Origin of the sequence: Bacteroides xylanisolvens XB1A (assembly GCF_000210075.1) — a bacterium.
GTDB classification, from domain to species: Bacteria; Bacteroidota; Bacteroidia; order Bacteroidales; family Bacteroidaceae; genus Bacteroides; species Bacteroides xylanisolvens.
In genome coordinates, this window is record NC_021017.1 from 2,802,232 (window position 1) to 2,817,382 (window position 15,151).

General features: G+C 46.9%; 10 protein-coding genes. All 10 read left to right on the forward strand.

Features of this window, described 5'->3' with window-relative positions; all coding sequences use genetic code 11:
• Positions 1–113 precede the first annotated feature (113 nt).
• The 10 genes from BXY_RS11040 to BXY_RS11085 all read left to right on the forward strand — a co-directional run bounded on the left by BXY_RS11040 (position 114) and on the right by BXY_RS11085 (position 15,121).
• A complete protein-coding gene (locus BXY_RS11040) occupies positions 114–3,386 on the forward strand; it encodes a SusC/RagA family TonB-linked outer membrane protein (RefSeq protein ID WP_015531922.1) in 3,273 nt (1,090 codons plus the stop codon).
• A 30-nt stretch (positions 3,387–3,416) separates the two neighbouring features.
• Positions 3,417–5,228, forward strand: coding sequence for a RagB/SusD family nutrient uptake outer membrane protein (locus BXY_RS11045; RefSeq protein ID WP_195351816.1), 1,812 nt, complete (start codon positions 3,417–3,419; stop codon positions 5,226–5,228).
• A 20-nt stretch (positions 5,229–5,248) separates the two neighbouring features.
• Complete coding sequence (locus BXY_RS11050; protein WP_015531924.1) at positions 5,249–7,063, forward strand: heparinase II/III domain-containing protein; 1,815 nt, start codon at positions 5,249–5,251, stop codon at positions 7,061–7,063.
• 24 nt (positions 7,064–7,087) lie between these two features.
• Positions 7,088–9,019: a heparinase II/III domain-containing protein gene (locus BXY_RS11055; protein ID WP_015531925.1), complete on the forward strand. Its 1,932-nt coding sequence runs from the start codon at positions 7,088–7,090 to the stop codon at positions 9,017–9,019.
• A gap of 14 nt (positions 9,020–9,033) precedes the next feature.
• Positions 9,034–10,212 (forward strand): glycoside hydrolase family 88 protein, encoded by a 1,179-nt coding sequence (locus BXY_RS11060; protein ID WP_149951387.1) that lies wholly within the window; start codon positions 9,034–9,036, stop codon positions 10,210–10,212.
• 15 nt (positions 10,213–10,227) lie between these two features.
• Positions 10,228–10,701, forward strand: a complete 474-nt coding sequence (locus tag BXY_RS11065) for a hypothetical protein (protein WP_015531927.1) — start codon at positions 10,228–10,230, stop codon at positions 10,699–10,701.
• 29 nt (positions 10,702–10,730) lie between these two features.
• Positions 10,731–12,770 carry a fimbrillin family protein gene (locus BXY_RS11070; RefSeq protein ID WP_134993074.1) on the forward strand — a complete coding sequence of 680 codons (2,040 nt, stop codon included), beginning with the start codon at positions 10,731–10,733 and terminating at the stop codon, positions 12,768–12,770.
• Positions 12,771–13,578: 808 nt separating this feature from the next.
• Positions 13,579–13,773, forward strand: coding sequence for a helix-turn-helix domain-containing protein (locus tag BXY_RS11075; protein ID WP_004316118.1), 195 nt, complete (start codon positions 13,579–13,581; stop codon positions 13,771–13,773).
• An 11-nt stretch (positions 13,774–13,784) separates the two neighbouring features.
• The gene (locus BXY_RS11080; RefSeq protein WP_015531929.1) at positions 13,785–14,108 is read left to right on the forward strand and encodes a HipA N-terminal domain-containing protein; all 324 of its coding nucleotides are present in this window, start codon (positions 13,785–13,787) and stop codon (positions 14,106–14,108) included.
• 2 nt (positions 14,109–14,110) lie between these two features.
• A complete protein-coding gene (locus BXY_RS11085; protein ID WP_015531930.1) occupies positions 14,111–15,121 on the forward strand; it encodes a type II toxin-antitoxin system HipA family toxin in 1,011 nt (336 codons plus the stop codon).
• The last annotated feature ends 30 nt before the right edge of the window (positions 15,122–15,151 follow it).

The window sequence follows — 15,151 nt, forward strand, 5'->3', positions numbered from 1 at the left end:
TTTCTTAATTAGTGGCATCAATCGCCTAAACAGTATTATTAGATTGGCTAAATATCCCATTTCTTTGCAGGGTGAGTATTTAACAACCTAATTGTTTCATTAAATCTAATAAAATGAAAAAGAAGCATTATCTATTATTTTTATTGGCTTCGCTCTTTTTACTGACAGATGTGGTGTGGGCACAAACATCTGCCACGGTAAATGGAGTAGTGATCGATGAGAATGGAGAAACCCTGCCGGGTGTTTCCGTCGTCGAAGTAGGTACAACAAACGGTGTCCTGACAGACCTGAACGGACACTACACCTTAAAAACAACTTCTGCCAAACCTTCCGTTTCTTTCAGTTACATTGGTTATCAGACCACCACGCTTCTCCTGAACGGGCGTACGAAACTTGATGTACAGATGAAAGTGGAAACGAAAGTGCTGGATGAAGTAGTGGTAGTGGGCTACGGTGTACAGAAGAAAGTGAACCTGACCGGTTCTGTGACTTCCATCAACTTTGCCGACCAGACGGAAGGACGACCCATCATGAGTGTTTCTTCCGCCCTTTCGGGACTTGCCGCCGGTATGAACGTCACGCAGGCTTCGGGACAACCCGGTTCGGACGGTGCCACCATCCGCGTCCGCGGTAACGGTACGTTCAATACCAACTCCCCATTGGTCCTGGTGGACGGTATCGAATGGAGCATGGACAATGTGAACCCCAACGACATCGAAAGCATCTCCGTACTGAAAGACGCTGCCTCCACAGCTATTTATGGTACGCGAGCCGCCAACGGAGTCATCCTTATCACCACCAAAAACGGGAAAGGCAAACCGCAAATCTCCTATTCTTATTCGGGAGTCGTGCAGATGCCCTACAACAACCTCTCTTTCGTAAGCGACTATGCCCGTTATATGGGACTGGTGAACGAGGCTTGCGACAATGTGAATACCAAAGGCATCTTCTCGCAGGAAAGCATCGACCGCTGGAGGGCTGCTTCTGCCGATCCGAACGGGTTGAACGAGTACGGAGTACCCAATTACGTGGCTTATCCCAACACCGATTGGTTCGACGAAGTATTCGACACCGGATATTCGCAAGAGCACAACCTGTCTGTCTCCGGCAGTTCGGAGAAAGTGAAATACATGCTTTCCTTAGGCTATCTCGACAATCAGGGAGTCATGAACCGCTGGAACCTCGACTCAAGTACGCAGAAAATCAATTTCCGTACCAACCTGGAAGCCAAGATAGTGAAATGGATGACCGTCGGCACCCGTCTCTACGGACAAAAGCAAGATTACGGGATGGCTAATATCAGCAACGGATTCAAGTATCTCTATCAGACCACTCCGGGTGTATATCCCGGCGAACCGAACTACTGGGGACGTGCCGCGCTAGCCAGCGAAGAATCTTCCAATGCCAATAATATCTTCGGTCAGATGGCAGGAGCCACCGGTTTCAATACCGTATGGCGTCTCAACGCATCAGTCTACGGAATTATCACTCCCTATAAAGGGCTCAACATTGAAGGTACTTTCAACTATTCGCCGACATTCACCGACAAGTCTTCTTATAGCCGCCAAAATGGTTATTGGGACTACGTCACCGACCAGCGTGTCAGCGAAAGCGCGTTGGAGAACGCTTCCATCACCAATACGAGCGCACGCACCTGGCGTCAGAGTGCCGAAATACTGGTACGCTACAATACAACCATCAAGAAAGACCACGATCTGGGCGCACTGCTCGGATATTCTGCACAGGAATATTACAGCAAGAGCTTTGCCGTTTCCCGTAAAGGCGCTACGGACTGGACGCTGAACGAACTAAGCACTTACGAGACGCTCGTCAGCTCTTCCAGCTCGGCACCTGCCAAATGGGGATTGCTCTCTTATTTCGGCCGTGTCAACTACGGATATAAAGGGCGTTATCTCTTCGAAGCCAACCTTCGTGCCGATGCCTCCTCCCGTTTCGGTGTGAACCAGCGTTGGGGATATTTCCCCTCGTTCTCCGGTGGATGGCGTATTTCGGAAGAATCGTTCATGCAGGGAGCATCGGACTATCTCTCTAACCTGAAACTCCGTGTTTCCTGGGGAAAGACAGGTAACAACTCAACGGGCAACTACGACTGGCAGGCAAACTACGCCACAGGCAATGTTGTAATCGACGGTGAAGGAACCAAAGGATTGGTACGCAAGAAACTAAGCAACGACAAGCTGCATTGGGAAAGTACCGCCACCACCGACATCGGACTTGATTTCGGCTTCTTCAACCACCGCCTGACGGGTGAGATAGACTATTATAATAAGTATACTTCGGACATTCTCTACCATCCCGAACTCTATCTTTCGATGGGTGTTGTAGGCTCTGCTCCCGAGAATTTGGGTGAAGTGCGCAACCGTGGTGTTGAATTTACCCTCAACTGGAACGACCGTATCGGAAAAGATTTCGAATACCGAGTGGGTATGAACTTCTCTTTCAACGCCAACAAAGTGATGAAGTTCAAAGGCGAACTCCAGAAATACTGGACGTATGATGCACAGGGAAACAAAGTGAGCTATGTCAACAACTTCAGTGATGTGTCTGAATCTGGTTTCGGAGGCTACATCTGCGAAGGCCGCCAACTGGGAGAAACCTATATGTATAAGGTGTACAGAGGTTCCGGTGAAGGCTATACCGGAGGTGCGGTGGATATCCATGCGGGACCGAAGGACGGAATGATACGTACGAAAGAAGATATGGTATGGGTGCAGGCCATGATTGACTCCGGTTATTCGTTCGGAGGAATGAAGACGGTTGCCAAAGACCAGCTTTGGTATGGTGACATACTCTATGCCGACAGCAACGGTGATATGAACTACGGCGATACCAACGACCGGGATTTCTCCGGACACACCAGTGTCCCCAAATTCAACCTGGGCTTCAACTGTGCCTTCTCTTACAAGAACATTGATTTCTCCATGTTATGGTCGGGAGCTTTCGGGCATTACCTCAACTGGAATACGGATTACTACAACTCGACACTGGTCAGCCACGGATATGGCATTATCGAGCATATCGCCGATAACCATTACTTCTTCGATCCTTCCAACCCGGACGATCCGCGCACCAACCAGTGGGGCAAATATCCCCGCCTGACATACGGTACTACCTATAATAACAGAATCCAGAGCGACTGGAACGAATATAAGGGCGACTACTTCAAGTTGAAGAATATCCAAATCGGCTATACGTTGCCGCAACGGATTTCCAGCAAGTTCTTTGTTAATAAGCTCCGTGCTTTCGTGTCGATGGACAATATCCTGACGATTACCAGTTATCCGGGACTCGATCCGGAAATAGGAACTGCCATCGGTTATCCGTTGATGCGTCAGATCTCTTTTGGCGGACAGATTACCTTTTAATGATGTAGAACTAAAAAAACAGAATCTGATATGAAAAAGATATTAATGATTTTAACGATGGCGCTGGCGGCTACCTCCTGCATGGATATTCTCGATGTGGCTCCGGAAGACCAGATTGCAAGTGAAAACATGTGGACCACGGAGGAGCTTGCCGACAAGGGAATGGCAGGACTCTACTTCCCGTTCTATGCCACCCAACTCTCCTCTACCCAGCTTCGCCGTGCCGACGGACTGAACCGTCAGGGAATCGAAGCTATGAGCTTTGCAACCGATTATTATTCCAATAACTATCCGGTGGAACTGCTTTCGCTGGCTACCAAGCCTGCCAATGACTTTCAGGTGTGGTATGAATGGAAGTTCTGTTACACCATCATCCATGCGTGTAACGATGCGATTGCCAATCTGCATAAAGCAGATATGAGCGCTAATAAACTGGCGCGTTACCAATGCGAAGCCCGTTTCCTCCGTGCCTGGGCGTACAATCGTCTGAATATGCTTTATCAGGGCGTCCCCGTTTATCTGGAACCCATCAATAACGAAGACTGTACCCGTGGTCAATCTTCGGTAGATGAGGTATGGCAAGTCATTCTGGATGATTTGACGTATTGCATCAACAATCCCGACTTCCCCAATAACACGCTGAATGAAGACTACGGTCGTCCCTCTAAAGGAGCCGCTTATGCCCTGCGTGGTATGGTATATATGTGGAAGAAGCAATACAAGGAAGCAGGCAACGATTTCAAAGAAGTGGAAGCGTGCGGTTATGGCTTGTGGACAGGCGAATATGCCGACTTCTTCAAATATGAAAACGAAAAGGATAAAGAAATGATCTTCTCGCTCCAGTTCAGCGAAGAAACCGGTTATTGTGATAACATTCAGCAAATGACCGGTGCCCGCGATACGTATGATGGCTGGACGGAAATAAAACCTTCCGCAGACTTTGTGGACTACTATAAGAACGCGGACGGATCGGACTTCAAATGGTCGGAAGTAGACGGCTTGGAAGATTGGGACTTACTGACTCCGCAACAACGTGAAATCTTTTTCTGCCGTGACGGATTGGAATCCATGTCCTCACAAAAAAATGCCCTTATCAAACGGGTAGGCGAAGATATCTATCAGAAATATTACCTCAACAGTGGTAATGAAGCCCGTATCAAAAAGGCGTATGACAACCGTGACCCGCGTCTGCAACAGACCGTCGTCACTCCTTATGTGCCGGTGGACTGCTACAAGCCTAATTATGCAGGAGATGCCAACCAGATCGGTAAACAACTCCGTTGGCCGTTGAAGGAACAGGGAACGAATGGCGGAGACTTCTGGCTCGATAAACGTACTTCTGCTTTCTACTGCTATCGCAAGTACAATGAGTTTGAGAAAGGCCGTTTGATTAGCCGGAGCCGTTGCCATACCGACTGGCCGTTGATTCGCTATACCGATGTACTGTTGCAGTATGCCGAAGCATTGGCGCAGACCGATCAGTTGGGAGAAGCCATCCGTTTGGTGAATAAAGTACGTACCCGTGCCCACATGCCCGCACTGACAGAGGGCGGAAGCGGTCCGTGCGCAGTGAACGGAAAGGAAGACATGCTCGAAAGGATACGTTACGAACGTCGCGTGGAATTCTGCCTGGAGGGAATTAACTTCTTCGACGAAGTACGTTGGGGAACCTACAAAGAAACCAAATTCCAGGGGAAAGACGTGAATGGCGGCAAGTCCTGGTGGGGTGATATGGTAGAGTATAACTGGTATTACACCGATTACATGTGGCCGTGGACTGCTCCTATCTCTGAAACGCAAAAGAACCCGAACCTGACTAAACGAAGCGGTTGGGCGTATTAATCATAAAGATTTGAATAAGGATGAAGAAAATACTTTTACTATTACTCATTTTTGTATCCGGTTGCACGGGTGTAGTTGCGCAACAGTTTGATTATGGCAAGATAGCGCCTCATCCCCGGTTGTTATTGCCGGCGGGAGGAGAAGAAGCCATCAGGAAAGCCATTGCGGAGTATCCCCCGTTGGCCACTGTTCACCAGCGGATCATGGAACTTTGCGACCGGACACTTACGGAACCACCTGTGGAACGTATCAAGGAGGGCAAACGCCTGCTGGCGATTTCGCGCATCGCATTGAAGCGTATCTATTACCTCTCATACGCTTACCGTATGACGGGAGATAAGAAATATGCTCACCGTGCGGAACAGGAGATGCTGGCCGTCAGTCGTTTCACCGACTGGAACCCCACTCATTTCCTGGATGTGGGTGAGATGGTAATGGCATTGGCTATCGGTTATGACTGGCTGTACGATTCTTTGCAGCCCGACACCCGCCGGGTAGTGCGCGAAGCAATCATCGCGAAAGGCTTCGACGCGGCAAAGAACACCCGTCATGCCTGGTTCTATACAGCTAAGAACAACTGGAATTCCGTATGTAATAGTGGATTGGCGTATGGCGCGCTGGCTCTTTTTGAAGAGGTTCCGGAAGTATCGAAAGGCATCATTGAGAAATGCATGGAGACAAATCCGAAAGCGATGGTAGGTTATGGCCCCGACGGAGGTTATCCCGAAGGGTTCGGATATTGGGGGTACGGGACAAGTTTTCAGGTAATGCTCATTGCTGCGCTCGAAAGTGCTTTCGGCACAGACAATGGGCTCTCCCAAGCCCCCGGTTTCATGGAGTCTGCCCGTTTCATGCAGTATATGACGGCTCCGGGCGGAGATTGTTTCTGTTTCTCGGACTCTCCGGTAGAGGCGGAGTGCAACATGATGATGTTTTGGTTTGCAGGCAAAGCGAAAGACCTTTCCCTGTTGTGGATCGAACGTCAGTATCTCGACCGGCCGGATATGCCGTTTGCCGAAGACCGTTTACTGCCCAGCCTGATGGTGTTCTGTTCGCAGCTCGATTTGAAGCATATCGGCAAGCCGAAGAGAAACTTTTGGTTCAGTCGAGGAGATACGCCTGTGTTTATCTACCGTGGCGGATGGGACAGCAAGGAAGATACCTATCTGGGAGTGAAAGGCGGTTCGCCTTCTACCTCTCATGCGCACATGGATGCCGGTTCGTTTATCTTCGAGAGAGACGGGGTGCGTTGGGCGATGGACTTGGGTATGCAGAGTTACATCACGCTCGAAAGTAAGGGAGTAGACCTGTGGAATATGTCGCAGAACGGACAACGCTGGGAAGTATTCCGGCTAAGCAATATCGCTCACAACACCCTGACGATTAACGGCGAACGCCATTTGGTAAAGAGTAATGCTCCGATCACCCGTACTTTCGAGTCGAAGAAACAGAAGGGGGCGGAAGTAGACCTGTCGAGTGTGTTTGCCAACAGCGTGAAGAAAGTCGTCCGCACCGTGATATTGGATCAGAAAGACCATCTGGAAGTAACCGACCGGTTGGAGACGGGGGACAAGGAAGCTGCCGTATCCTGGATCATGGTCACTCCGGCGGAAGCCAAAATAACGGGCAAGAACCGGATGGAATTAACCAAAGACGGACAACGGATGCTATTGACGGTAGATGCCGATACGGAAGTAGAAATGAAAACCTGGTCGAACGTGCCCCCGCATGAATATGATTTCCGCAATCCGGGAACCATCCGCGTGGGCTTTGAGACGGTGATTCCTGCCAATCGTGCCTCGCAACTGAAAGTACGACTTATTCCTTTGAAGTAGTAATACAAATAAATTCATTGAACCATGAAAACGATTCTTTTTAAAACAATCATCATAGCTTTCTTTGTGGGAACAGCCGTTAGTTGTTCCGATGAAGATGAGAACAGATTCCGTCCGGGATCTACCCATGAGAAACCGACTCCCACGGAGCCGGAGGGCGGACTGGATTATTCCAAACTGACTGCGGACAATCATCCCCGTCTGTTGATGAACGCCGAGGCCTTCACTGCGTTGAAAGCCAAAGTGGATGCCAATTCGAGTGCCAATCTGACCTTGCTCCATAATACCATTATGGGAGTGTGCAACAGCAAAGGGATGAACGCCACGGCACTGACTTATAAATTGGATGCCAGCAACAAACGTATTCTCGATGTATCCCGCGATGCGTTACTGCGTATTTTCACCTGTGCTTATGCCTACCGGATGACCGGCGATGCCAAATACCTGACTAAAGCGGAAACGGATATGAACGCTGTCTGCAACTTTCCCGACTGGAACTCGAAACGCCACTTTCTCGATGTGGGCGAAATGGCTACGGCTGTTGCGTTCGGCTACGATTGGCTCTACAACGAACTAAGCGCAGCCACCCGTACAAAAGCGGCCAACGCACTGTTGAAGTTTGCCTTCCAACAGGCGCAGGATAAGAACTGGAACCTCAACTTCTACGAAGCCACCAACAACTGGAACCAGGTTTGTAATGGCGGACTGGTCTGTGCGGCACTCGCTTCTTATGAAAACAATCCTTCCGAAGCAAAGGACATGATTGAGAAGGCGTTGGAATCCAATAAACCTGCATTGGAAGTGATGTACTCTCCCGACGGCAACTATCCGGAGGGCAGCGGTTACTGGTGTTACGGCACGCTTTATCAGGTATTGATGCTTGCTGCCCTCAACAGTACGCTCGGCACGGATAACGGGCTTTCCGATACACCGGGATTCTCCAAGACGGCAGAGTATATGCTGTATATGACAGGCTTGAACAGCAAGTTCTTTAATTATTCCGACTGTGCTCCCTCCTCTACCGCGGCATTGGCTTCGTGGTGGTTTGCCGATAAATACAGTAATCCATCCTTATTATATAATGAACTGAAAATGCTGAAGAACGGTGAATACGCTTCCTGTGCCGAAAACCGCCTGTTGCCGATGATTATGGCGTTTGCCAATAATCTGAATCTGGACGCAATCTCCGCTCCTTCCAATAAACTATGGAGTGGAAAAGGGGAAACGCCCGTAGTGATGGTACATACCGACTGGACGTACACCGATACGGATAAATACCTCGGAATCAAAGGTGGCAAGGCAGGTTCGAGCCACGGACACATGGATGCCGGTTCGTTTGTGTACGACGCGTATGGAGTGCGCTGGTCAATGGATTTCGGTCTGCAAAGTTATACAACGCTCGAGTCGAAATTGGCAGCTTTGGGTGGTAATCTTTGGGATATGGGACAGAACTCGATGCGTTGGGATGTATTCCGCCTGAATAACTTGAATCATAGCACGATTTCAATCAATGACGCCCGTCACCGGGTAAATGGGGTGGCTACACTGACTACTACTATCAATACCGCTACGGAATTGGGAGCCACTTTCGATCTGACTGAAGTAGTGTCCGATCAGGCGGCGTCCGCTACCCGTACCGTGAAAATCGTGAACGATAAAGATTTAGTGGTTATGGATGAGATCAAGGCGAGAACAGATAAATCCGCCAAAGTGCGCTGGTGTATGGTGACGCCTGCCGTTCCGACGGTGGAAAGTAACCGCATCGTACTAACGAACGGAAGCAAAGTGATGTATCTCACAGCCAGCGGAAGCGTGAAGCCTACCTACAAGCAATGGAGTACCACCAGTGAGAACTCTTATGACCAGGCTAATCCGGGTACCTATATGGTCGGCTTTGAAGCAACGGTCACCGCCAATCAGACCGCTACATTTACCACAACCCTGTCCCCTAAATAAAAAGAATGGAACGTATGAGAATCCTATTAATATCTATACTCGGACTTTTGACATTGGCCTCCTGCACGAAGCAGGAGCCGATGGAGGCATTGATTGACCGTGTATTTACCGTTGCGGAGCAACAATACACGGCTATGGACACCCGCTTGACAGAAAAGACACTTCCCCGCACGCTCTCTGCCGACGGTGAGTTTGTTTCCTCAAATATCTATTGGTGGTGCAGCGGCTTCTATCCCGGTTCCCTTTGGTATATCTACGAATATACCCGGAAGGACGCAGTGAAAACACTGGCCGAGAAGAACACGCTGAAACTCGACTCTATACAATACGTGACCAGGGACCACGATGTCGGTTTCCAGTTGAATTGCAGTTACGGCAATGCTTTCCGGCTGACAGGTAATGAGGCTTATAAACAAGTGCTCTATCAGGGCGCCAAATCTTTGTCAACCCGCTTCAATCCTGCTGCCGGTGTGATTCGTAGCTGGGACTTTGTACGCAAAGGCTGCGACTGGAAGTTTCCGGTGATTATTGACAATATGATGAACCTTGAATTGCTGTTGTCCATGTCGAAAGCCTACGCCGACGACTCTTTGCAGAACATTGCCTGTACGCATGCCAATACCACTATCCAGCATCACTTCCGGGATGATTATTCCACGTATCATCTGGTGGATTATGACCCTGAAACAGGTGCAGTGCGCGGCAAGCAAACGGTGCAGGGCTTCTCGGACGATTCCTCCTGGAGCCGCGGACAGGCATGGGCCTTGTATAGCTATACGATGATGTTCCGTCTGACGGGGTATCAGAACTATTTGCTGCAAGCCGGGCATATTGCCGATATGCTGCTCCGTCGTTTGCCTGCCGACGGTATTCCTTACTGGGATTTCGACGCTCCGGTAGAAGAGCAGACCTATCGGGATGCTTCCGCTGCGGCTATCATGGCCTCCGCCTTTATTGAGCTAAGCCGTTATATCCCCGGCACGGACGCCAAGGAATCTTATCTTGCCATGGCAGAAAAGCAACTCCGTACGCTTGCCTCGAAAGAGTATCTGGCAGAACCGGGTACGAACGAATGTTTCATCCTGAAGCACAGCGTGGGTGCACTTCCTGATAAAAGCGAAGTGGATGTCCCCCTGACGTATGCCGATTATTACTTTTTAGAAGCATTGCTGCGGTATAAGAATCTACAATAATAAAACTAATACAATATGATTATGAAGAACTTATATATAAATATGGCATTTATCTTCGTACTACTGCTGATAACTGTCTCCTGCTCGGACAAGGATGATTCGGCTCCGCGTGTCATTCCCACCATGAACCTGACAGTTTCGGAGATTGCGGACAATACGGCTCTGATTACTTCCGAGCAGCAAACAGGTACTACGTTCGGTGCGAAAGTCATTGAATTCTATCCGGTGGCCGACATTGGCTTTGATTATAACATTGAAGTGAAACTGGTGAAATTCGTAGAAGAGAACGGAGAACCCGTATCTCTGCCCTATACGCGCAAAATCACTGAAGGATTACGTCCGGGGGTGAATTACATCAGTGCGATTATCGCCTATAATGCCGAAGGGCGTGCCGTGTGTTCCGCTTTCCAGACCTGGAAAGCTTCAGGAACGGAAGGAGCATGGAGTGACGGCGGTTCTGCCGGTGATCTGGAAGAGAATGAATGGTAAAAATGGTGTAACTCAAAAGAATGAATGGTATGAAAAATAGATTATTTGCAATAGGTGCAATGATTCTCATGATGACAAGTTGCACGCAGGACGAACTTATTTCGTCCGATAAGGGCAAAGAACCGGCAACGGCAGGTTCATGTCTGACATTGGTTGGACTCTCGTCTCCGCAGACGCGTGTTTCTATCGGTGACAAAACTGGGGACGTTTATCCGGTGCTCTGGAGCGAAGGGGATGCCTTGGGTGTGTTCTCCCGTACGGCAGGGACCGACATCAATAATGTGCAGTCTTTATTGAGTGATGAGTCGATCGGACAAAACTCCGGTGTCTTTACTTCGGACGACGTGAAAATGGCGGAAGAAGGAGCTACGGAACTTCTTATTTACTATCCTTACCGGGCAAGTACGGAATTGGCCGAAAATGATAACAAGATTACTTCTACCCTGTCCGTTGAGCAGGAACAAAGCCGTCCCGGCGATAGCCATCATATTGGAAAGTATGGTTTTGCGTTTGCCAAGGCTACGGTCAGCAGTCCGGATATGCTTGCTAAATTTACGTTGAACCATGCGATGGCGTATGTGAAGTTCAGCATCTCATCCCAGGAGCTTTCTACGTACAAGCTAAAGAGTGTTTCTTTATATGACAAGGAGACAAAAACTCCTCTTTCCGGTGTATTCACAGCAGATTTGGATACGGACGAACTGACCTACGGTACAGATGTGAAACCGTATGCCACTGTTTCACTGACTACTCCCGAACTGCTCGCTTCCGCACAGGATATATACCTGACTACATATCCTGCCGATTTAAGTGGCAAAGAAGTGTACATTGTCATCACTTTGGAAAATGACCAGCAGACTGTTACCATTCCTATTCTCAAAGAAGGAAAGCAACTGAAAGCCAATGCTGTCAATACGATTGCTGTCAACAACCTGAAACTTTCGGATAACTCCTGCGAATGGTATGAGCCGGTAGAGACACGTTTATTGGCAGGAGGATGGGCTTATGGCGAGTCCAACTGTCTGTTGACGAATATTTCTACCAGTGGCGTGAGCAATACGATGAGTGTGAAAGCACGTGGTAACTTTATGGAAGTGGAAGAACCCAAGTATGCCAAGACTATTCTGGGTTGCGATTTGAACGTTAATCATAAGATGATTGCCGTGAATGGCTCTACTACGGACGTCTCCCCGATTGGCAGTGATTACAATATTACGATCAACACCTATAAAGTAAGTGGAGGCTATGACGGCGGTTGCGGTCAGGTGGCTATCTATGGAGCGGATCAGACTACCGTCATCTGGAGTTTTATTATCTGGATGACCCCTACTCCGGCAGAACATCCTTATGGTAATACGGGATATGTAGTGTTGGATCGTAATCTGGGTACTTATATGACGTGTGAAGGAGACAACTGGAAGCAAAACGGTGTTTACTTCCAATGGGGACGTCCTACGCCGGTCGGCTGGTCGGGAACCGTGGGTACTAATATACCTACCGAAGCCACCAACGTCCGCTTCTCTATAGAAAATCCCCGTGCGTTGCTTTATACTAATAATGTGGAGAATACAAAATCCGACTGGTATCTGGGTGCATGGACTGGTGCACGTACCGATCGTAAAGATGACTTCTGGGGCAACCCGAACGAATCGAGCACTTATCTCAATCCTTCTGACGGTCATAAATCTATTTATGATCCTTGTCCGAAAGGTTACCGGGTTGTATCTCCTCGTGTATTGGATGAGATAGAGCAGAAAGGAGAATTTGTGAAACAGAGCGCAACTGCGGTATTTAAATATTGCTATGACGGTACGAATTACGCATATTGGCCGTTGGCAGGTTGTAAGTGGGGTTCCAACGGCGGTAATAATGGCAACAATACAGGATTGGATACCGCTAAGGGTGCCGCTTGCTATTGGTCTAACTCATCGGCTAGCAGTTATGGAAATGACAAGGATCAGGGAGCTACTTCTCTGTATTATAAAGTCTCCGATAAGACCTGGACACATTCCTCCGGTCGTTCTCATGCATTCTCCGTGCGTTGTATGAAAGATACCGAGAATCGTTGATTCTCTTCATGGATTCTCTTCATTGAGAATATGAAATAGAATTCCCCGTTATATGAAAGTTTCTGCCTGTCTCCGGATACAAGGTACTTTCATATAACGGGGAATCTGTTCTGTTTTTAAGATATTCACGAAAAAAGGAAAGAAAGAAAAGGGCCAAACAGAAAATAAACTGCATGAACAATTGCAAGAATATGCATTATCTCTCTTTATCTTGTATTTATTTCCTTGAAATATGCACGATATGGTGTAACTAAACCATCCGTTTGCCGTAATCAAACCCTCCGTTTGGTTTAAACAAACCGTCCGTTTGCTATAATCAAACCATCGGTTTCTTTTAAAGGAAGCTAAACTTGGTTTTTGAAGAGGATATATTGAGCTGGTTTGTCTTTTTCTACTGCCTATTTATAAATAGCAATCTGATATATCCTTTGTGATATGATAGCTATTTATGCTTTTGATTAACTGCTTTTATTGTAACTTGTTTGCTAATAATGCCTATTTTGTGTTATTTGCGAAATCTGTAACTCTAAATGGAGGGCGTTTTTCATGAAGTGCAAGGAAGGGCTCGAAATATAAAGAGCAGGATAGGTAAAATATACAATTCTTCATGTTGGCACTTCTTTCAGCAATCAATGTCTTTCCTTTATAAGCATGTATCTCTTTTAAATCACCATATATGGTGAAAAGCATGATAGTATGCTTTAATACTATGCTATTTATGTGCAAATTCACTGTATATGGTGAATTTACTTGTTTTTATACTAAAAAGATTCTATCTTTGTGAGAAAGTTTCTATATATGGTGAATTATGGATTTAATAGAGATAGGAAAACATATTCGCGAAAGGCGTAAGGAGTTGGGGTTGGATCAGTCTACGTTGGCCACTCTTGCAGGAATAGGGATTAACGCTTTGGTCCGCTTGGAACGTGGAAGTGGTAATCCCCGCTTCGATGTTCTTTTTAATGTCCTGAAAACTTTAGGACTTAGTATTCATATTCAATAATAGACACACATATGAGTCGATCTGCCAAAGTCTATATAAAAGGTGTTTATGCCGGTCTGTTAACAGAAATAGATCGTGAACACTATTCATTCTGTTATGATACGGACTATTATAATAATCCACAACTCCCAGCTGTCTCACTGACCATGCCCAAGACACAGCAGGAATATACCTCTTCCTATCTTTTCCCTGTCTTTTTTAATATGACATCTGAAGGGGATAATCGGATTATTCAAGCTAGAAACCTGCATATTGATGAAGAGGATGATTTTGGTATTCTTCTGGCTACTGCCCATACAGATACAATCGGAGCAATAACAGTTAAAAGAATGTGATAATGGAAACAGATATTCATATTTGTCCCTCACTTTTACGGGAGACTGGCGGAGAAAGCGGATATTCATCCAAAGCCTTGAAGCAGCTTTTTGACGGGAAAAATATATCTTGTGAATTACCTTATAAGCATTTTGACGATAATGTCGGTATTGATATCTTCAATAACAATAGCAAACGCATATCTGTTTCAGGAGTCCAGATTAAGTATTCTTTAGTTGCCGATGACGGGATATTGCGATTGACCAAAGAGGGAGAACAGGGCGAATTCATATTAAAGCCTGTTCCCAATAATCTCCGTAACAAGGAGTTTTGTCCTGCTAACGAACATTTGACAATGCAGATAGCTGCGCAAGTATATGGGATTCCGACAGCTCCTAATGGATTATGCTTTTTTCAGGACGGAACCCCTGCTTATTTTGTACGACGTTTTGATTTGTCGGAGAAAGGAAAGTTACAAAAGGAGGATTTTGCTTCTTTAGCCGGGCTTACCAGGAAAAATGGAGGTTCCGATTATAAATATGACAATCTGGCCTATGAAGAGTTTGCAAGAATTATAGATAAATACAGCTCTGTCCCCCAAGTGGATAAATTGCGTTTTTTTGAACTTATCTTGTTCAACTTTGTCTATTCTAACGGCGATGCCCATTTAAAGAACTTTTCTTTATTGGAAGAGAAGAAAGGAAGATTCCGCCTATCTCCTGCTTACGATTTATTGAATACTCATCTCCATATAAACGATGGTATCTTTGCCATGAGCAAAGGTTTGTTTGTTAATCCTGAACCGGATTATTTCGGTGGTGCATCAGCGGTTACTGGGAAGACTTTTTATCACTTTGGCTTAAAAATAGGTCTACCCGAGCGTTTGGTAAACTCTTGTCTCGAAAAATATAGTAAGATATATGAATTGACTGATCAACTGATTGAACATTCTTTTCTCTCTAAAGAATTGAAAAAGCAATATAGACTTATGTATAAGTCAAGAGTCGGGAGCTATCTTAGTGTTATTGAGTAATAATGTGCACATTATTACTCTTTTTTTATA